This is a genomic window from Chitinophaga ginsengisoli (assembly GCF_003014595.1).
In the GTDB taxonomy this organism is placed as follows: Bacteria; Bacteroidota; Bacteroidia; order Chitinophagales; family Chitinophagaceae; genus Chitinophaga; species Chitinophaga ginsengisoli.
Map to the genome: position 1 here is coordinate 26,478 of NZ_PYGK01000015.1, position 19,666 is coordinate 46,143.

A 19,666-nucleotide genomic window follows, 5' to 3' on the forward strand; every position below is an offset into this window, starting at 1 on the left:
ATTGTTAACACCAGAGTAGTATGTATAATGGTTACATAGTACCTGCCGGGACATTTTCCACCTACGACCGGGCTTGCAAGTCTAAGCGGATGTTAACCAGAGTAGATAAATTTGGATAATATTAGGTACAAGCATAACCTACCCGATCATTATAAACCGTTCTTCCAGCGCTCTGTGTGAATAGGTCTTAAAAATACAATCGACCTCTTCTTCTACTTGCTGTGGAGTATTGAAGACCTTCAGCAGATGTTGGGTTGTGTCATATATATGCCACTGCCGGGTGATAATAATATTGTGGCTGGCTACAACGATATTTTTCATGTTAAGCAGATAAAATGTTATACGCGTAGGTGCAAACTTCCGTTCTAAGGTCCAATCGGCGAACTCGTTATCGCTTAATCCCATTGGGTTGGGTACAAAGTAAAGAGGACCCATTGGTGTTTGTATCTTTACCAGGGGGATGGGACCAATGGCTGCAAAATAAACTTTAAACCCGCCAGTGTTTACAAGCCTTACATGCTGTTTGGGTGTGTTTGTATAATAGCTAATGTTAAATAATGTTGTGGTAAAGTGTAGGTAATGGCCGCCTGCTTTGGTGCCGTTAGGCATGAGCACAGGAAATACGTCCCCAACTGCTACTTCTGGTGCTGTCATAAAAATTTTGTTTTGGATGTTATTGCAATAAAAAGTGGTACAGGGTAGATACCCTGCAACCATGTCGTTACGGAGCCAGCATTAATGGCTCTTATGTATACCCCTTAAACTTGATTTAGTAAATGATGGTGGTCCTGTGCAGGACTACGTGCTAAGCTCAGCTAGTGCGCCGCTGAAATGTCAATTCAGCTGTTTGCGTTTGGAAATTAGAGCTTCGCATTCGGAGATAGCCGCCTTAAGGTTGTCGATGGCTATCTGGGCAATTTTGTCCTTCTCTGCATTACTACATTTAGGACCATCATGCCTTACGCGGCGATAATACGTGGGGATGCTGATACCGCATTCTTTCATTATTTCGTCCCTGAATTTGTTGGGAATGGCATAGAAAACACAATGCACCAATTGCAAGAAGGAGCATGTGTTCAGAGCTGAGTCTTTAATTTTTTTCATTGATTTTGCATTTAAACAGGACACATGAATGCAGAACCCAACGTCTAAAAGAAAACGTGGGCCTCTACGTTGATGTTCCCTGGCACTCCCCAGTGCCTTGACCAAACAACGCGAGCGCCCACGCTAGTGCATGGCGCTACTCGACGTTGCCTTGTTGGTCGTTTGAAATGGGGAGTTTCGGGAACCAAGACAATTTCGATGCGAAAATCTTTATGAAGATCGCAAAGCTATATAAAATTATTTACGGATGATGCTCTTATTAATCCACTCTTACTCAGTTTAATAACGGCAAGTTAGGGAAAAAACAGATACGATGTCCGATCGGACATCGGTTTTTTCAAGAAATCTTTTCAATTTCATTTTGATGAATAAAGACGAAGAAAAAGATTACCAGTATATTTTAGACCGTGTTGGCCAAAGATTAGTGAAATACCGTAAGAGCAAGAATATGTCAGCCCGGCAGCTTGCTGCAGAAACAGGGTTTGACCAGGCTTGGCTAACTAAGGTAGAGAAAGGCCAGAAGGACCTCAGGCTAACCAGTGTCTATAAACTGGCCGAGCAGACTACCGGGGATGTATTTTATTTTTTGAGGGAAGAGGAGTAGCAATAGCCTATATATTTCTGTAATTGAGTTATAAACCACAACCCCATGTTATGAATAAAGAAAATTTCTGGTTTTACTCTGGGCTTATCACATTTTCACTTGTATTAGGGCTTATGATTGGCGCCTCTAATTCCCCTGTAATAGGTGCCTTGGTGACTGGTGTCATCGGAGCAGGAATGGCATTTTTAGGGCTTTTTTTTGACAGGAAAAAGGAAGATTTAAAAGACATAAACATACCTCGTCCATCTGCAGGTGCAATTGGTAAAGCTGTTACCTTATTTTCCGTACTCCTATGTGTAGGGGTATATCTAGGTGTCCTATATAGAAATTTTGAGCCAACCGCTAGTTCGTCCAAGTTTGTATGGGAAAATCAAAATGCACCGAGTACAGCATACGAAGCTATAGACTGGATTTTGGTAAAGGAAAATTTGATAAAGCGTGGATTTACTGAACAGCAGGTTAAAGCTCTTTACAACATTAGAATTGCAGAACGTAATGCGAATAAGGCGACACAATCAAACGACTCCTATTCAGAAGCTATGCCATACTATAAAATGCTCCAAACAGTTGCAATAGCTGAAAAGAAAACTAATAGAGGGCCGGCGTCTGAATAGCCCTCTGTGAATTCCAGCATTTTTGGTCTTTAACTAAAATGGTTTTCTATCTGCCGGTTTCTCTGAAGGAGTATTGTTACCTGCTCTATATTCTTTAACGACTTCTCTTACCCTTTCAGGTGTCTTGGCCTCTTTTACTTGTTCTTTTGCCTCCCTGGCATCTCGAACTTTGCTATCATTTCCCTCATTTTTTCCCACTCGTATTTCCCTGTTTAATTCTCTATTGGCGGATTGTTTGGCTTCTCTTGTCGCCTTATCTTGTGCATAAGTAGCTCCTACAAGTAGCAATGCTGCAGATAAGCAGAAAAGGAACTTTTTCATAAAAGAAATTTTTGTTGGTTAAGAATCGAAACGCTACAATTATTAGACGCCTTATAAAGTTTGACCTCTAGGATTCTATATGAAATTATTAACTATCCATTGATCCAGAAATACCAAGTAGTTGGTATTTTCTGCACCTTACATTATATGTCTGCAGAGGCAGACAACATTCTGCAGATCTCTAAATCCAGAACGAGGTTGCCACGCTTTTTGTATTTAGACCATAACTGCAAGGTTTTCACGTCTTCTAAGACTCACCCACGACTCCGGAGTAAGGGTTCCCAAGTAGTTTGTCCGACAAACTGACACCTTGCCGGTTGAGCGAAGCCACAATCTAGGTCTTGCAAGTCTTTGGTTTGTACGACCAGGCGGGCATTTGACGTCATAGTTTGGCTGGAAGTAGCCTTGATTGCGGTTTTAAAGGGCCCAACCTTCCTTAGAAGATTGTCAGCGAGAAGAGAGCTGATCCGCTGTATTTTAAGGGAAACTTGCGACAAAACAATAAAACGTAGGGCTAGTTGCCGGAAGGTTTAAACGTTTAAAATATCCGTTCCCCGCTGATTTTGTTATCAAGGCCGGTCGCTGATTGATGTTCTTTTGGCCCGAACAAATCTTCTTTTTCTGGCATTTCGTATTGGTAAAAATCGATCTATAAACGGCTAGCCGTAACTTGCAAAACGAGCCTCATGAAGTGGGAATGCGGCCATTGATTTCCTGTCTTTTTTCGACTGATTTGTGGAATTTCAGAGATATAGTTGCGGAGGAAATCAGGCGCTTCCAGGTACACAAACCATTTACATATTTATGATTCTTTGGGCCTTAATTTGACAGGTAACCCGCTGCGGATTTCAAGGCTGTTCTAGCCCATTTCGAGCGGCTAATTTGTAATGCTTTCTTTGCAGGTGCTTCAACGAAATTGTCGCCCAAAATTAGATACTACAAGACCTATCCTGACCATATTTTGAATAGGATCAAATAGAGTTCGTTGTTTATTTTTGTTGCTACAAGGTGAAGGAAAAATGACTGGAAGATTGACTATGGAAGAAGTAGTAATGAACGAATATCTGAGGCAATTGAGGTTGGCATTACCGAGCGGGAAGAGAAGTATACCGTGTAAATTAACAATCAGTATTAAGTAAATGTAAGATTATGGTGAAGAAAGATGAAATGCTGACAATGCGGGCGATCGCAATATGTTTCAAACCTTACTTAAAGCCGGAGGAAGCGCTGATATATACCAACCTGGGCAGGACTCAGTTTGCAAAGAAATGCAAGGAACATGGTATATACAAAAATACGGCGGGCTATTATAGTAGAGAGGAGCTTGATTCGTATATGGGAGGAGAGGAGGCAAAGATTGTTCAAAAGGAGGCCAATACGAAACGGTGAAGGTCTTTGTTAACAAAAGAAAGGGGCGTCAATTTTGCGCCCCTTTTCCATCTATTCAGTAAACCGTAAGTAATCAGGTAAGACATCAGGAATTGGCAAATTGTTGACACTTTCCATTTGGTTCTTTGGCCTGTGACGTTTGTATATCTCAGACACTTGTTTGGTCGTAGTATGCCCTAATAGATAGGCAACTGTGGACGTATCAACAGATTTGTCCTGCAGGAGAATGGAATAGGTAAGACGTGCTGTCTTGGGTGTGACATTCTTAATAATCCCTCTCTTCTTAGCCCAGTCCTTAATTACATCTATTGCTGCTTTGTGGGATGGTAAATTGAACACCTTTTTGGCCGGAAGTATTGTTTCCCCCAGGTATTGTCTACGTTTGCGAAGCAGCGCCGTTGCCACATGATGTAAATGTAAAATGACGGGTTGTTTTGTTTTTGCCTGTAGCATCCGGGTGGTGTACTTAAAACCATTAATTTCTCCCCACTGTAAATTCTCGACGTCACACCAACGCACGCCGGTATATAAAGCAAAAATGAATGCTTCTATGGTTTCCTGAATCTGAGGCGGGGGAGGGGCAGCGATGAATCGTAAAAATTCGTCCACTTCTAAAAAGTCAGGAAGGTTTTCACTCGGATTTTTGGTGGCCGGAATATTATCGGTCGGGCAAATCTTAAAGTAACCCTCGCGGGTCGCACTTTCTAACATTCTTTTGAAGGTTGCAAAATAATTCTGCGGCGTTTCACCTTTCAATGTATCCAGCAGATGCCTTCGGAACCGGAAGCAAAGATCATAAGTGATTTCAATCGGGGCTAGCCTGGACCGCTTGGTCCATGTTTTAAATTTGCTAAAGCAGCAGCCGAGGTGTCTATTATTGTCCCTCTTATTATTTTCGACAAAGTCTGAGTAATAATCAAGGAAGTTTGTCTTAAATCGGTGTTCAGGAATATAGCCAGTTCCAATTGCTTGCTGTTCCAATACCTGTTGTCCTTGTTTTACTAAGAGAAGGTCTGCTGTTTGTTTGTTGTGTTGTTTTTCAACGGCGTTTGCCGGCCTCGCATATAAAAACATACCCGTTTTGACCCGATCACCTTTGGCACGGCCATAATCATAATATAGGTAAATCTTCTTTCCGTTTGGGCTTTTCTGTCTCACAATTTTCATACTCCAACAATTTTTACGGTCAGCAATGAGTTGTACAATGAATATGCCCGTAATAGTACTGGGAGTCGCCAACATGGGGCGGCCGACACCCAAACGGATAAACGTGAAAGCAAGCGGAAAGAATAAAAATTTTGCGATACTGGCCAGATTGGCACCGACTGACCGGGGAGAACAAGTATATCAGCCTTTTTAGTCAATCTGGTGAAAAAAATGTTACAGCTTCTGTGCAGGTTAAATTCCTGTGGAGTGCAGGTTAATTTTTTAGTCATTACGTTAGTCAATTTTTAGTCAACGATGGTGGTCGTAACCGAAAAAAAGCGGCTAAAATCGACTTTGACTAAAAATAAAAAAGGTTGTAAGTCAAATACTTACAACCTTTTTGCGTGCCCAGAACAGGAATCGAACCTGCACTCCCTTTCGAAAACAAGATTTTGAGTCTAGCGCGTCTACCAGTTCCGCCATCTGGGCAAAGCAACTGTCCTTCAGTTGCGGGTTGCAAATGTATATAAAATATTCAAAATCCCAAATTTTTTCTTCTACAAGAAATTATCCAGCCTGAACGGCAGTTTCCTCACCCGCTTCCCCGTAAGATCAAATATGGCATTACATAACGCTGGCGCAAACGCCGGCAATCCCGGCTCACCGACACCTCCTGGTTTCTCTTCATTCTCCATAATATGCACCTCAATTACAGGAATCTCATTCATCCTGGGCATAGGGTAGGAGTGGAAGTTCCTTTCTACCGTTCTCCCTTGTTCGAAATGTGTCGCATGATTCACGGCTGCCCCCAGCGCCATAACAATACTCCCTTCCAATTGGGCACGAATGGTATCCGGATTTACATACCAACCGCAGTCTATCAGGGCAAACACTTTATCAATCTTAATTTGAGCATCCTGTCGGGATACTTTCACCACCTGGCCCACCATACTACCAAAACATTCCGTAATCGCCACACCCCAGCCCTGATGCTTCCCCCGGGCATTCCAGTTACTGATGGCTGCGAGTTTGTCCACCAGCGCCTGATACCTCGGAAAGGTAAAATGTGCTCTCCGGAATGCCAGGGGATCTGCCAAAGCAAGATGTGCCAGTTCATCAATAAAACACTCAGCAGCAAAAGCGTCGGTGTTAGCCCCGGGCGCGCGCCACCACATAGTGGGTATGGGCGATTTAATGGCCACGCTTCCGAAGCTATAGTGCGGTATTGTCTTATAATAGTCGTAAATAATGCCGGCTATTCCCCCGGTATTCTCCTTTAATGCCTGGGGTTCGGGCGCTTTGTCGGCCCCCGGACCAAAGTATTGCGCAGCTGAAAGGATCTGCAATGCAAAGATCTTCTTTTGCGTGTCTACGCCGCCCCTGCATTTGTACAATGCACCCGAGCGGAAAGGGCCTGCGCTCATATCATCCTCTCTCGTCCACATTACCTGTACTGGCGCCTTCATCTCTTTGGAAATAAGCGCCGCTTCGTGCGGATAATCAAGGAATGCTTTCCTCCCAAAACCACCACCCAGAAAGGTCATATTCACTTTCACCTTTTCAATAGGAACATGAAGCCGCTCACTTAAATCTGCCTGCACCCAGATAGCCTCCTGTATAGGCCCCCATATCTCGATACTATCGTCCTTCACATCCGCAATACAGTTAAGCGGTTCCATACAGCTATGCGATTGATACGGCATCTCATATACCGCCTCTATAGCAGAAGATTGCTTCAATGCAGCCTCAAAGCTATCGGGCGACGAGAACTTGTTCAGATCGGCCTGCATCCTTGCAGCAATCTGCGCTGAATCGAGATGTTCAAACCCGGTATCATCCCATTCTACCTTCAACAGCTTGCGTCCTTGCATCGCAGCCCACAAGGAGTCTGCCACCACCGCCACGCCTTCATACCAGCTATCAAAGACAGGCCGCCTCACTTTAAAGACCCGCTTTACACCCTTGATAGATGTAACCGCTGAATCATCGAAATGCTTTACCTTGCCCCTGAACCTCGGACTCCGTTCTACCACTGCATACAACATCCCCGGTAGTTTTTTATCCAGTCCAAATACGGCCGTGCCATTGGTCTTAGCTCCTGCATCATGACGATGTAAAGGCTTGCCGATAATTTTATAGTCTTTACGCGCTTTCAGCTTAACATCAGCAGGTGGCTTTAATTGAGCTGCATCTTTTACCAGCGCACCATAAGGAAGTCTTTTTCCCGTTACGCGATGAACAACCTCTCCATTTTCCGCATAACATTCGGAAGGATGAACACCCCATTGCTTCGCTGCCGCTTCAATCAGCATTTCCCTGGCTGAAGCGCCAACACGCAATAATTGCTCATACCAGCCGCGTATAGAAAAACTTCCATCCGCTGGCTGTGGTCCATATTTCGTCGGATGAACGGTCACGTATTGAACCCTCACCTGGTCCATGCTAACCTCCAGTTCTTCCGCAATGATCTGCGGAATGGCCTGCCAGGTACCTTGTCCCATTTCCGACCGGTGATTGAAGATCGTCACTTTCCCTGCGGAATCTATTGAGATCCATGACATCAACTCCGTCACATCATCCGCACGGACAATCTCCCCCGTACTTTTTCCTATTGCCGGCCAGTAATAACCAATGGTCAAAGCAATACCGGACAAACCCGCCTGCTGCAGGAAAGCTCTTCTGGAAAGGTCTTTTTTATGTTCCATTGGGATGAAGTTATGGGAAGAGATGTTTAAATGCCCCTAAGGTAATGGCATATAGCTACCAAATTTAATCTATTCATTCAAAAATCGCCAGGCATCTTCGATTATCGGTTATTCTACATTATGTCAGGTAATTCTCAGGCCTTTGTTTAAGCCAGCTACGGTATAACATAAAACCTGCCGGTCAGCGTATCAGGTAAGATGTAGAAGGGGGATAACAAGCCCGGAATTGTGGACAATCTCCGCCTTTTTCAGTGCCTTCCTCCTCCGGACTATGTTAATTTTATATATCACAAAAATAGTTACCAATGGCTAAACAAAAGTCACTTTTCCCTTATAGCGGTCAGCTCCGCGATCTCATAGGGTATGAGCGCAACGGAGAGCATTTCCTGCGCCGAAGGCCTGAAATAGTCAGGCAAACAGCTGCCACCCGCCGTGCTGCACAACGTTTTGGCGTGGCAAGTAGAAAAGCAGCAATGATCCGTAAGGCCTTTTACCATGAGTTGGATATCCGTTGCGACAACGGGCATATCAACCGCCTGAACAAGCTGATGATCAACGCAGCGGGTAATAACACCGCCATAACTGGCTTCCGCTTCAACCAGCATGCGGGAACAGATCGTTTCTTTACGGTAGCCCCCAGGCTTTTTAGGAATGAAGTACTGCATATTCCGCCGCAAATACTTGCCCGGTACAAAGGTATCACCATGCTGGAAGTAAAAGTGATCGCAGCGCGTATTGACTTTAATACACATCAGGTCATTGGTACAGAAACGGCTATGTTAATGATTGACCCGCGTGAATCTTTCGAAGGAGCAAATATTTCCCTGAATGTGCGCGGTGAAGGAACATTGGTGGTCGCCTTACAGGTGTGTGGCATGTATAAAAATGGGCCATCTTGCAATAGGAAATACCTGGCTGCAGATATCATTGCTGTAGCAGTCCCGCAAATGCCGGAATGCTTTAAGCCTGGTTACCCACAGGGTACAACGTCAGCGCTGGAAACAGTCCCGGATGCTGGTCCGGCGATCGTTCAACGGGAATAAGACCTCCAGCCGCTGGTGATTATTTTTGTTGAGTAGCCCCATCCATCGAATGTTACAACCCACCTATACCCCATCTCCATCGCTGCAGCATACCCTGAAGCTACACTGTTATTGCCAGACGCCATCCAGACACATTTGCTTATCAGATTTTATTGTAATTACTCCGCAATGATCAACACCACCTCAAGTCCACGTATGCGGCATGTATAAGGCATGTATACAGCATAGTTCCAGCGAATGATAGGGGAGCCCCTATCCGGCACATTACATCATGGCGCCATGTTTAAATCGCTGTTATCAGTCTCTCTTTCCTTTTTCACCTCCAGCAAACCAAACTTCCACGTAAAGTTCAATCCAAAAGAACGAAAAGGAATTTTACGAAGACTGGTCTGTGTAAAATTCGGCCCGTCCAGTACCAGGCGTTGATTAACATATTCATTGAAAGGATTGACAGCTACAAATGCCAGGCTTCCTTTTTTATTCCAGAATTGCTTCCTGACAGCAATATTGTAGGTCGTAAATGAAGGATACTTTCCTTGCACCTCATTTCTGGCCGAGTTAAAATTGCCGAAGAACTCACCGGCCAGATCCTTCAGAATCTGGTAGGTCGCATTCATATTAATCCGGTAGTTAAAACTACTACGATCATTTCCTTTGTCAATTTCATTAATAATATGACGGTGAAACATAAACACATTGGTGCGGAAACCCAGCTTTGAGCTAAGGTGTAAGTCTGCAAAGAGATTCAGACCGGTATTTTTTTCCGTGCCGATATTCTCCCTGGAGCTCACCGATACATTGTGATAAATGGAATCGCCCACTTGTAAGTCGGTATAATATTTTACAAATGGCTGGATATCCTGACCATTATGCCGGTAAAAAGCCGTTGCCATTAAAGAACCTATATTAGCGATATCCACAGAATAGCCCAGCTCAACCCTTTGTCCGATCTCAGGTTTCAGATAAGGATTACCCGCAGTGATATTCTTCGGATCGCTGGTATTGATGAACGGGTTCAGATCACCATAATCCGGACGCTCTATTCTTTTTGAATAGCTGAGTTTAAGCAGCTGTTTATCGCCTATCTTCCGGGAGAAGTAAATGGAGGGTACAAGTGTATTGTAACCAGGTGCAGCTGCCTGTCCGGGCGCGTTGGAATAAAAGCTGGTAGTTTCAGTCCGCTCATACCGGCTTCCCATCTTGACATCAAAAAGGTGAGCTACCGGAAAGGAAAGCTCTGCATACAACGCATACACTTTCTGATGATAATTAAGATTATTAGATAGCGCGCCATCATACTGATATTCCTTTAAGCCAGTATGCAGGCTTTGAACAGCAGCATCGCTGTTGATGTCTAAGAATGTTATTTTACCCCCTGTTCCTAACAGCACCTTTTGGGTAAAGGGCTGCGTATAATCAATGGCTATCTGGGTCTCATTTTCTTTTCCCGGGTTAATGTTGCTCACACCGTACAACAATGAGTCATTCGGCAGCATAAATTGCTCATTATGAGCCAGGGTCCGCGAATGCCCAAAACTGGAATTAACAGAAATTTCCAGTTCCTGGTCTTCCTTTGCAAAAGTTCTTTTATAGTCAAGGGAGGCGTCGATGTTATGGAACTTATAGCTGTTGCCGGAATTACTCACTATCTGCTGTTCGAATATAGTAGCCCCCGTTAAATCCCTGAGCGTTTGCTGCTGATGCAGATTGCTAAGATTATTATTGCCAAACTGGTTGTAATTAAATGATCCCGTAATAACGTTCTTTTTTTGCAGCGTCCAGTCAAAGCCAATGCCTGATTCAATACCATGCCTCTTGAAACGTCCGCTGCCGTCCTGGTTGAGGAGGGAACTGCCCGTTGAATCAGATGAGTGCCTGGACGAGCTGGAGGGCGTAGTCACTGCCAGTCTTGTGTTACCACTGATAAATGTATTGATGCCGAAATTCCCGCTCCTCGCCGCAAAATTGAAGGAACCGTTTTCAACACGGGTACCGGTTGTCAATGAAACACTGCCGTTTACGCCGCGGGTAGTACTTTGTTTGAGGATGATATTGATAATGCCTCCAAGTCCCTGCGCATCATACCGGGCGCCAGGATTGGTGATCACCTCGATACTTTTGATCTGACTGGCAGGGATGGATTGCAGAACATCCGCAATGCTGGAACCAAACGCCGTAGAAGGACGGCCGTTGATCAGGAAACGGATACTGCCATTACCCGCCAGCTGGACATTGCCATCAACGTCAACGGATACCTGCGGTACTTTTCTCAGGATATCCGCAGCAACACCTCCCTGAGAGGTAAGGTCTTTTTCGGCATTGTAGATCATCTTATCTGTCCGGTTGTCAATTAGCTTCGTTTGACCGGTAACCGTTACCGCCGCCAGGGCTTTGGAACTTTGGTAAAGATGCACGACCGGTATTGTTATATTAGCGTTACTATTTACAAACACATCCTCCATTACATAAGATCTGTATCCCATATACTCAATCACCAGCCTGTAATGCCCTGAAACAATACCGCTGAGGGTAAACCGGCCGGCACTATTGCTGGTATTGCCGGTAATTACTTTGCCCGATGTTTTCTCAAGCAATGTGATGGTCGCATATTCCAGTGGGGCGCCAGACACAGAATCTTTAATGAGCCCGTTTATCTTCCCATTTCCGGTACCGGAATGTTGCGCCATGGTAACAGATGCGATGAGGGTAATCAGCATCCATGTCAAAAGGAGGAACTTTTTTGATTGCATACAGCAAACTTATGGGTTAAATCTGTAGAAATACTGGAGCCCCGTACAATGTTCATTTTTTGAAAACGTACAATAGCCTCAACATCGAAGGAAATACGATCAACAGCAATGGCAGGGCAGTGATAAATCCACCAATGACCGCTAGCGCCAGGGGCTGATGCAGCTGTGCTCCGGCTCCAATACCCAGCGCTAATGGCATTAATGCAATGATGGCTCCCAATGCCGTCATTAACTTAGGCCTGAGGCGGGTAGAGATCGAATAGATGATCGCCTCGTCAGGATGTAAGGTATGCAGTGATTCTTTAAACTGCAGAAACGTGAAGATGGCATTTTCACCGATGATGCCCACCACCATGATCAGTCCCGTATAACTACCCACGTTCAGCGGAGTATTAGTGATGCATAGGGCAAGGTAACCTCCCGAAATACCCAGCACCGCGATAATCAGTATCAACAAAGCTACCCGGAATTCCCTGAACACAAACAGGATAACGCCAAATACCAGTAGGCTTACCGTGATCAAAATGATCAGCAACTCGCTGAAAGATTGTTGCTGCTCCGCATAACTACCGCCATACTCAATATGATAGCCGGCGGGAAGGTTCATTTTTCCCAGCTCCCGCTGGATCTCTTTCATCACAGAACCAAGATCACTGTTTTCTAATCTTCCGCTTACTACACTCATACTCTGAAGGTCTTCCCGCTGTATCTCGGCATCTCCGGCATTTACTTTTATTTGGGCAAGAGAGGTGATCGGAAGTAGCGTTCCCCCGGGTAAGAATATTTGTAAGTTGCCGATATCTTTTACATTCATTTTCGTACTTCCGGGATACAGCATCCGGATGGCAGTGAGTTGTTCCCTTTCCTGTATCCCACCCACAGTGTGTCCCTGCAATGCATCCTGTACCTGCTGTTGCAGATTGGCAGGTGTTATGCCAAACTGGGCAAGCTTACTGTAATGAGGAATGATACTGATCGAGGGACCCGCTATAACGATGCCATCAAAAACATCCGCTGTGCCATGAATGCGGGATACAACAGCAGCGATCTGTCTGGACAGCTCCTGGAGCCTTTCATGGTTATCCCCAAAGATCTTGATCTCAATAGGCTGCACGGAAGTCATCAGATCACCCAGCATATCGCCGATCACCTGCCCGAAATCTATACGCAGCGCAGGCTGGGAAGATTGTATCTTTTGGCGGATATCACTGGATACTTCATCAGTAGTACGGCTGCGATCCTTTTTGAGCTGGATCAGATAATCACCTCTGTTGGGTTCTGTTATAAAGAAGCCCATTTGCGTACCAGTTCTTCTTGAATATGCCTCCACCTCGGGTACTGACTGGATCTGCTTTTCTACCTCACGCAGTATCCGGTCCGTTTCCTCCAGCGATGTGCCGGGTGGTGTTGAGTAATCAAGTACAATACTGCCTTCATCCATTTCAGGGAGAAAGCCCGTTTTTAGCTGCGGAAGCACCAGGAAAATGCTGCTTCCGAGTAATCCGGCAAACACAATGCTGATAATCGGACGATGTATAAAATAAGATACCCATCGTTGTTTTTTGACCTCATGTGCATCCGCCCGTCCAATGTTATTGCCGTGTTTTTCTTTGGTAAACAGCAGGTATATAACAGGTAATCCAATCCACGTAACAAAGAATGAACAGGTTAAAGTAATGATCATAGTATTGGTCATCACTTTAAAATAGGCACCTGCTACACCGCTCATCAACAGAAAAGGTATAAATATGACAATGGTACTGATTGAAGAGCCCAGCATGGCGGGAAACAGGTAGTCGATCGCTTTCTGCAGCAGCAGAATGGTGGGCGTTTCAGGGTGTTCTTCGTGCGTCCGGTGTATTTGTTCAACCACCACAATAGCATCATCGATGATCAGGCCGATGGCTGCCGCAATGGCGCCAAGCGTCATGATGTTAAAATTATAACCTATTGCATAGAGCACAATCAATGTCAGGCAGAGGGTAACCGGTATGGTAACCAGGATCGTAGCACTTGCCTTCACAGATTTCAGGAAAATAATGGCAACAATGACCGCCAGTAATAATCCCACCCACAGACAGTCCGTAACACTTCTCACGGAGCTGTTTACAAAATCTGCCTGTATATAGTAAGGGGCTATCGTAACACCCCGGGGCAATACCTTTTTTAGCTCAAGCACCTGCTTCTCCACAGCAGAAGAGACATCGACGAGATTTGCGTTGGCTTGCTTAATAATCGCCACCAGGATGCCTTCTTTGCCGTTGGCATTGATCTTTGTATACTCTACAGCCTCCTTTATCTCCACACTTGCTATATCTTCCACCCGGACAATACGTTTCCCATTATTGACCAATACTATATTTTTCAGGTCGTCCAGTGTATGTACGGTGGCGTCAGTGACGGTAAGATACAGGTACTTATAATCGGAAAGGTAACCGTTAGACAGCACGAAATTGGTCTGGGAGAGCGCACTACTCACAACGTCGGGTGTAATGGAGAGTGTGCTCATTTTTTGCTGGTCCAGCAACAGCCAGTATTCTTTGGTTTTTCCTCCTATAACCCTTACTTCAGCAACCCCGTTTACCTGTGAAAGGAACGGTTTGATGGTATAATTTGCCAGCATCTTAAGCTCAATGGCAGACATTGAATGGCTCTGCAAAGTATAACCCATCACCGGTAATATAGACGGATTCATTTTTTCTACTGTCACCTGGAGATCCGGAGGCAGGTGGTTTCTGATCTGATTAATGCGGGATTCGATCCTTTGCTGACTGAGGTCAATGTCAGCATCCCAGTTCATAAAGGCAGATATTTCACAGGTTCCTTTGCTTGTGGTACTGCGGATCATCCGAAGGTCCCTCACCTGCTTCACTGCATTTTCCATGGGCTTGGTAACAGTGATCATCATCTTGTCTACCGGCTGAAGACCCGCATCCGCAATAATCTTTATCTTGGGAAAAGTAACATCCGGGAACAGGGACGTCTGCATTTTATCGTAAGCAAATATCCCACCACCAATAATCAATATCAGCAATACCGTCATTGGGTTCTTATGGGAGACGAAGAAATTTTTCACAATACTCAGATTATTGCTGTGACGGAATAATTTTCACCCTGGCAGTATCTTCCAGCCCATAGTTCCCACTCACTAATACACGGTCATGCTCACTTATTGCAGGAGAATATATTTCGATCATCGCATTGTTCTCGATGCCCTTCCGGACGGGTATCTTTATGGCAGTGACACTATCTCTCAGTTTCATGACCCAGAACTCGCTTTGCGTCTCATCAGTCAGCACTGCCGCTTTGGGTACCATGATGACGCCTGTTTTAAAAGTCTTCCGGATACGTACCCGGGCAACCAGGTTCTCAGGAATGGGATGCGTGGCCTGCACCTCTATCACGACCCGTTGTGTTTGCGAAGCGGAATCCACAGCTGGCATCATGGCTTTAATGGTGCCTGTCAATAGCTCCTTATCCGGTAGTTCCAGCTGTACCTGGTTCTTGCCTGCCAGAGCGGGGCGAAGCTCATAAGGCATATTCATAATAAATACAAAACTCTTGCTCGTGTTTATTACAGCCAGCTGTTCTCCATCCTGTACATAATCACCCGGCTGGTGATTCAGCTCAGTAATATACCCGCTTTCTGCAGCATGGATAATATTGGTGCCTGTAAATTTGAAGCCGGAATCCAGCGCGTTTATCGTATTCCCGATACTTTCAGCCTCCTTTGTCCTGATACTAAAAAGCGTCTGTCCCTTAGCCACCAGCTCTCCGGGCGTGATCCGGGAAGATTGCAGATAACCGTTTGTATTGGCTTTTATATAGCTCTTCAGGAGAAAAGTGGCGGTAGCATTCAATTCAACAAATTCCTGCATGGTGTCACGTACAACTGACACCACCGTTACAGGCGTTTGCGTCTCAACGGCCGGAGAGTCATCCACTGCCGATACATTACTATGGCAGGATATGTACAACAATCCAATCAGGCTGGCTAACGTTATTATATAATAAGTTTTCGGGTTCATCGTATTACATGGCAGATTACCTGTTCCAATAATTTATCTGGTTAATAATTTGTAGTCTGTTTATCTCATTTTGCGTCAGCAGGTTCCTGGCCGTCAGGTAATTATTGATGGCTATCACCATATCGGCAATCCGCACATCACCCGTAACCAGGAGCTTGGAATTCACTTCTATCAATCCGTCTGAATACCTGATCTGCTCCCGGATCTGATCGATTAATTGCCGGGTACTTTCCAGCTGCCGCATCAGCTGTGGCACCAGCTGGTCATGTTGCCTGATAAAGAAATCCCTGTATTGCTGCCGCGTCTTTTCAGCAATGTCCAGCTTTCGGTACTGCATCTTGCGTTGATGGCCATCGTATATAGGAACAGTCAGGCCGAACCCAAAGCTCGTACCGAAATTTTTGTAGGGAATACCCGCCAGGGAAGAATAATAGCCGGCATCAGCAAATACATTCACCTTAGGCTTATAGCTATAATCGAGTCGCGCGCGGTCATTGCCTAGTTTGAGACTATCCAGCGTATACTGACGAAAAAAGATCGAGTTTTCAACAGATGGCAGAGAGGAGAGTGACTGCGGAGGTGCTTCCAGTTCTATCAATGTTGTATCTACAATACCGGAAAGGTAATTTAATGTAGCGAGATCATTTTGCAACTGGATGGTCTGCTGCCTGACAGCAATCTTCTGTTGTTGCAAGGTTACCAGGAAGGTGAGATAGTCTGTCTGCCGGTATACGTTGCGTTCTGTGAGCCTTTTTAGCACTATTTCCTCTTTGGAAAGCATGTTATACACTTCATTAAGATAACCCAGCTGCTGCTGGTCACCATAAGTGGTGATGAACTGCCCGGATATTGTTCTTTTCAGATCCTGTTCGGTTATTTTCGATGTGTTTTCTATTCCACGGCTGGCCAGCTGAATGGCGTTGAATTGCGTCTGTAAGTTTTTTTGACCTACCAATGTTTTATTGACGCCAACCAACGCCGAAATATTCGCGCCATTGGTAATGGCGTTATCATATCCATATCCCTTGATCACCGGAGAATAGCTATTCAAGCTGTTGCCAGTTACCTGGGGCAGATAGCTCGCTTTTAATCGCTCACTGTCGATTGTATTTGACGCTACCTGGTTTTGATAGTCTTTCAGTAAGGGACTGTTGGAAAGCGCCTGTTGCAGGTAGAAGTCAATAGTCTTTTTCTGTGCTGTTGTAATTACAGAAAACAATAGCAGCAGCAACAACATGCCATGGGTCCAGAGAATAGCTACTCTACAATGCATATCCGGCGTATTAAAAATGATGCGCAAGGCACAGACCTGCTCCTGTATATGGCGTATAATAAGGAACTATCATGGTGCTCACGTCCTTTCCCTTCCCAACGGCCCATCGTTTCAGCACGGGATATGTCCACCATACAATATCTGTACTAAGGATGCCTACACCGGCGCCAGCTACAACATCGCTGAACCAGTGTTTGTTGTTGTACATTCTTAAAAAACCGGTGGCAGCAGCTGCTGCATAACCGGCAACACCATACCATGGGGACACATTCCGGTATTCCAGTCTTAACAATTCTGCCGCCATGAAGGCATTAGATGTGTGCCCGGAAGGAAAGGAATACTGGTTAGAACTGTCTGGCCGCCATTCTTTCCAGGATTTCTTTATCATTTCAGTAAGGGCAGTATTTAACAGGAAAGACATACCATATTTGATACTGAGATCTGCAAACTTATCCTGTCCCTTTATGCCTGCCAGTTGCAAACCAAGCAGCGCCACAGCTGGCGACCATTGCAGGTAGTTATCGATTGGTGTTTTACTATGGTGATGCCGGGTCCATAGGTCGTCAGACAGATTATTATTTAAATTCCTTAGGGCGCCCGATTGACGGGCTATCACACCATAAGTGATCAGTGTTGCAGGAATAATCAGTCTCAATGGGTGCAATTGGGTGCTACGAATGGTATCTGTCCGGTCTGGAATACCATTGGAAGTGCCTTTGACAAGGCTGTCCGTCTGAGCACTTGAAGCCAGCGCCATTAATAGAAAAACGAGAACGATACAGTTGAATATACGCATAGTAAAAGATGGTTGGTGACTTCAATCCCCACTCCATCCACTAAAGTAGCTCCCAATTCTAAAGAAATTATGAGGCCGTTATCCGTCCAAAATCCTTAAATTGGGTTATACCCAATAAGAGCATTCACCTAAAACAACCCGGTTCCACGTCATGTCAGCTAATTCATTGTTCATTAATACAAAAGGCACGCAGCAAAACACCTACGACGCCATCGTGATCGGCTCTGGTATCAGCGGCGGATGGGCTGCCAAAGAACTCTGTGATCAGGGGCTGAAAACACTGGTCCTGGAAAGAGGCCGGAATGTAACGCATATAAAAGATTATCCTACTGCCACCATGGCGCCCTGGGAATTTAAACACCGCGGACAAATGTCCAAAGCCTTCCTCCAGGAAAATCCACTGATCAGCAAGGCGGCCGGATTTGGAGAAGACACGGCTCACTTCTTCATCAAAGACAATGACCATCCCTACATCCAGGAAAAGCCTTTTGACTGGATCCGGGGCTATCAGGTAGGCGGAAAATCCCTCACCTGGGGTCGTGCCTGCCAGCGTTGGAGTAACTTCGAATTTACAGCCCCGGAACGCTACGGCTATGGCATCGGATGGCCGGTGAATTATGATACGATCGCACCCTGGTATTCTCATGTCGAAAAGTTCATAGGTGTTTGCGGTACCCGCGATGGTATAGACGCCATGCCAGACGGAGAATTCCTGCCACCGTTTGACCTGAACTGCGCCGAAGCAGAGATCCAGCGGAAGATCCAGGCAAACTATAAAGACCGCCACCTGGTACATGCGCGATGGGCACAATTGACCGCTCCCCAGGATGTTCATTTACAACAGGGTCGTGCCAAATGCCAGGCCAGGAATCTATGTATGCGTGGTTGCCCCTTCGGGGGATATTTCAGTTCCGTGTCTTCCACACTGCCATGGGCGAAGAAGACCGGTCATCTTACTGTCAGACCATTCTCCGTTGTACACTCCATTATCTACGACGAACAAAAAGGAAAAGCCACCGGCGTAAGGGTAATTGACGCAAATACAAAAGAAGTCACCGACTTCTTCGCACGTATCATATTCGTCAATGCCGCCGCCCTGAATACGAACCTGGTCTTACTGAATTCCACCAGCAACCGTTTCCCCAATGGCCTGGGAAACGATAACGGCCTCCTGGGAAAATACATCGCGTTTCATAACTACCGGGCATCCGTCAGTGCTGAAATGGAAGGGATGGAAGATAAGTACTACTATGGCCGTAATCCTACAGAACCCATCATCGCCAACTACCGCAATTTGCACCGGCAGGACTCTGACTACGTCGGTGGCTTCACCACCTTCATGGGCGCCTACCGCGCACGTGCCAATGGAGAACTGTTGGAGCATCAGATCGGCGCTGCTTATAAAGACGCATTATCTGAACCCGGTGGTTGGCGTACCTACATGTATATGCAGGGAGAAACTATTCCCAAAGCAACAAATCACGTGCGACTAAGCCCTGATAAGAAAGACCAATGGGGCATACCCTTATTGATCATGTCCGTCGACTATGACGACAACGATGAAAGAATGATCAAAGATTTTCTTACCCAAAGTGCAGAGATGATGGACAACGCAGGCTGTAAAAACATTGAGCAGCACGACAACCACCAGGCGCCCGGTCTCGATATCCATGAAATGGGTGGCTGCAGAATGGGCAAAGATGCCCGTACCTCCCTGCTGAATGAGTGGAATCAGTTACATCACTGTAAAAACGTATTTGTGACAGATGGTGCTGCCATGACAAGCACCGGTAATCAAAGCCCATCCCTGCTGTATATGGCGCTGACGGCAAGAGCTGCCACCCACGCTGTCAGCGAAATGAAGAAGGGAAATATATAAGAGCTAATGTTCCG

15 protein-coding genes and 1 tRNA gene are annotated in these 19,666 nt (G+C 45.5%); 5 read left to right on the forward strand and 11 right to left on the reverse strand.

Annotated elements, in window-relative coordinates; all coding sequences use genetic code 11:
• Positions 1–138: 138 nt before the first annotated feature.
• Both CLV42_RS26625 and CLV42_RS26630 read right to left on the reverse strand, forming a co-directional pair.
• Positions 139–654: a hypothetical protein gene (locus CLV42_RS26625; protein ID WP_106604986.1), complete on the reverse strand. Its 516-nt coding sequence runs from the start codon at positions 652–654 to the stop codon at positions 139–141.
• 180 nt (positions 655–834) lie between these two features.
• Positions 835–1,104: a hypothetical protein gene (locus CLV42_RS26630; protein WP_106604987.1), complete on the reverse strand. Its 270-nt coding sequence runs from the start codon at positions 1,102–1,104 to the stop codon at positions 835–837.
• A 364-nt stretch (positions 1,105–1,468) separates the two neighbouring features.
• Here CLV42_RS26630 and CLV42_RS26635 point away from each other — a divergent pair, with 364 nt between their 5' ends.
• Both CLV42_RS26635 and CLV42_RS26640 read left to right on the forward strand, forming a co-directional pair.
• On the forward strand, positions 1,469–1,708 hold the full coding sequence (locus tag CLV42_RS26635) for a helix-turn-helix domain-containing protein (protein WP_170117664.1): 240 nt from the start codon (positions 1,469–1,471) through the stop codon (positions 1,706–1,708).
• Positions 1,709–1,758: 50 nt separating this feature from the next.
• Positions 1,759–2,322, forward strand: coding sequence for a hypothetical protein (locus CLV42_RS26640; protein WP_106604989.1), 564 nt, complete (start codon positions 1,759–1,761; stop codon positions 2,320–2,322).
• A 33-nt stretch (positions 2,323–2,355) separates the two neighbouring features.
• Here the strand turns inward: CLV42_RS26640 and CLV42_RS26645 are convergent, their stop codons facing one another.
• The gene (locus CLV42_RS26645) at positions 2,356–2,643 is read right to left on the reverse strand and encodes a hypothetical protein (RefSeq protein WP_106604990.1); all 288 of its coding nucleotides are present in this window, start codon (positions 2,641–2,643) and stop codon (positions 2,356–2,358) included.
• A 1,149-nt stretch (positions 2,644–3,792) separates the two neighbouring features.
• On the opposite strand from CLV42_RS26645, the gene CLV42_RS26650 reads away from it, so the two are divergent.
• Positions 3,793–4,032, forward strand: a complete 240-nt coding sequence (locus CLV42_RS26650) for a hypothetical protein (RefSeq protein ID WP_106604991.1) — start codon at positions 3,793–3,795, stop codon at positions 4,030–4,032.
• Positions 4,033–4,083: 51 nt separating this feature from the next.
• Here CLV42_RS26650 and CLV42_RS26655 read toward each other — a convergent pair whose 3' ends face one another.
• From CLV42_RS26655 to CLV42_RS26665, 3 genes are all read right to left on the reverse strand, one after another.
• Positions 4,084–5,199, reverse strand: a complete 1,116-nt coding sequence (locus tag CLV42_RS26655) for a tyrosine-type recombinase/integrase (RefSeq protein WP_170117665.1) — start codon at positions 5,197–5,199, stop codon at positions 4,084–4,086.
• Positions 5,200–5,583: 384 nt separating this feature from the next.
• Positions 5,584–5,667 (reverse strand) — tRNA-Leu (locus tag CLV42_RS26660).
• A gap of 68 nt (positions 5,668–5,735) precedes the next feature.
• Positions 5,736–7,883, reverse strand: a complete 2,148-nt coding sequence (locus tag CLV42_RS26665; RefSeq protein ID WP_106604993.1) for a xanthine dehydrogenase family protein molybdopterin-binding subunit — start codon at positions 7,881–7,883, stop codon at positions 5,736–5,738.
• A gap of 305 nt (positions 7,884–8,188) precedes the next feature.
• On the opposite strand from CLV42_RS26665, the gene CLV42_RS26670 reads away from it, so the two are divergent.
• Entirely contained in the window at positions 8,189–8,926 is a 738-nt protein-coding gene (locus CLV42_RS26670; RefSeq protein ID WP_106604994.1) for a hypothetical protein, read from the forward strand.
• Between the two features lie 269 nt (positions 8,927–9,195).
• Here the strand turns inward: CLV42_RS26670 and CLV42_RS26675 are convergent, their stop codons facing one another.
• The 5 genes from CLV42_RS26675 to CLV42_RS26695 are packed head-to-tail and all read right to left on the reverse strand — an operon-like array spanning position 9,196 to position 17,773.
• Positions 9,196–11,676 (reverse strand): outer membrane beta-barrel family protein, encoded by a 2,481-nt coding sequence (locus CLV42_RS26675; protein WP_245901742.1) that lies wholly within the window; start codon positions 11,674–11,676, stop codon positions 9,196–9,198.
• 52 nt (positions 11,677–11,728) lie between these two features.
• Positions 11,729–14,752, reverse strand: coding sequence for an efflux RND transporter permease subunit (locus tag CLV42_RS26680; protein WP_106604996.1), 3,024 nt, complete (start codon positions 14,750–14,752; stop codon positions 11,729–11,731).
• Positions 14,753–14,762: 10 nt separating this feature from the next.
• The gene (locus CLV42_RS26685; RefSeq protein ID WP_106604997.1) at positions 14,763–15,704 is read right to left on the reverse strand and encodes an efflux RND transporter periplasmic adaptor subunit; all 942 of its coding nucleotides are present in this window, start codon (positions 15,702–15,704) and stop codon (positions 14,763–14,765) included.
• Positions 15,705–15,720: 16 nt separating this feature from the next.
• On the reverse strand, positions 15,721–16,977 hold the full coding sequence (locus CLV42_RS26690) for a TolC family protein (RefSeq protein ID WP_106604998.1): 1,257 nt from the start codon (positions 16,975–16,977) through the stop codon (positions 15,721–15,723).
• Positions 16,978–16,987: 10 nt separating this feature from the next.
• A complete protein-coding gene (locus tag CLV42_RS26695) occupies positions 16,988–17,773 on the reverse strand; it encodes a phosphatase PAP2 family protein (protein WP_106604999.1) in 786 nt (261 codons plus the stop codon).
• A 151-nt stretch (positions 17,774–17,924) separates the two neighbouring features.
• On the opposite strand from CLV42_RS26695, the gene CLV42_RS26700 reads away from it, so the two are divergent.
• Positions 17,925–19,652, forward strand: coding sequence for a GMC oxidoreductase (locus tag CLV42_RS26700; protein WP_106605000.1), 1,728 nt, complete (start codon positions 17,925–17,927; stop codon positions 19,650–19,652).
• The last annotated feature ends 14 nt before the right edge of the window (positions 19,653–19,666 follow it).

Excerpts from the sequence above, each read along its gene's own strand:
- CLV42_RS26690 (WP_106604998.1), bottom strand. The coding sequence starts at position 16,977 with ATGCATTGTAGAGTAGCTATTCTCTGGACCCATGGCATGTTGTTGCTG.
- CLV42_RS26665 (WP_106604993.1), bottom strand. The coding sequence starts at position 7,883 with ATGGAACATAAAAAAGACCTTTCCAGAAGAGCTTTCCTGCAGCAGGCG.
- CLV42_RS26630 (WP_106604987.1), bottom strand. The coding sequence starts at position 1,104 with ATGAAAAAAATTAAAGACTCAGCTCTGAACACATGCTCCTTCTTGCAA.
- CLV42_RS26700 (WP_106605000.1), top strand. The coding sequence starts at position 17,925 with ATGTCAGCTAATTCATTGTTCATTAATACAAAAGGCACGCAGCAAAAC.
- CLV42_RS26655 (WP_170117665.1), bottom strand. The coding sequence starts at position 5,199 with ATGAAAATTGTGAGACAGAAAAGCCCAAACGGAAAGAAGATTTACCTA.
- CLV42_RS26640 (WP_106604989.1), top strand. The coding sequence starts at position 1,759 with ATGAATAAAGAAAATTTCTGGTTTTACTCTGGGCTTATCACATTTTCA.
- CLV42_RS26670 (WP_106604994.1), top strand. The coding sequence starts at position 8,189 with ATGGCTAAACAAAAGTCACTTTTCCCTTATAGCGGTCAGCTCCGCGAT.
- CLV42_RS26675 (WP_245901742.1), bottom strand. The coding sequence starts at position 11,676 with ATGCAATCAAAAAAGTTCCTCCTTTTGACATGGATGCTGATTACCCTC.
- CLV42_RS26695 (WP_106604999.1), bottom strand. The coding sequence starts at position 17,773 with ATGCGTATATTCAACTGTATCGTTCTCGTTTTTCTATTAATGGCGCTG.
- CLV42_RS26635 (WP_170117664.1), top strand. The coding sequence starts at position 1,469 with ATGAATAAAGACGAAGAAAAAGATTACCAGTATATTTTAGACCGTGTT.
- CLV42_RS26650 (WP_106604991.1), top strand. The coding sequence starts at position 3,793 with ATGGTGAAGAAAGATGAAATGCTGACAATGCGGGCGATCGCAATATGT.
- CLV42_RS26685 (WP_106604997.1), bottom strand. The coding sequence starts at position 15,704 with ATGAACCCGAAAACTTATTATATAATAACGTTAGCCAGCCTGATTGGA.
- CLV42_RS26625 (WP_106604986.1), bottom strand. The coding sequence starts at position 654 with ATGACAGCACCAGAAGTAGCAGTTGGGGACGTATTTCCTGTGCTCATG.
- CLV42_RS26645 (WP_106604990.1), bottom strand. The coding sequence starts at position 2,643 with ATGAAAAAGTTCCTTTTCTGCTTATCTGCAGCATTGCTACTTGTAGGA.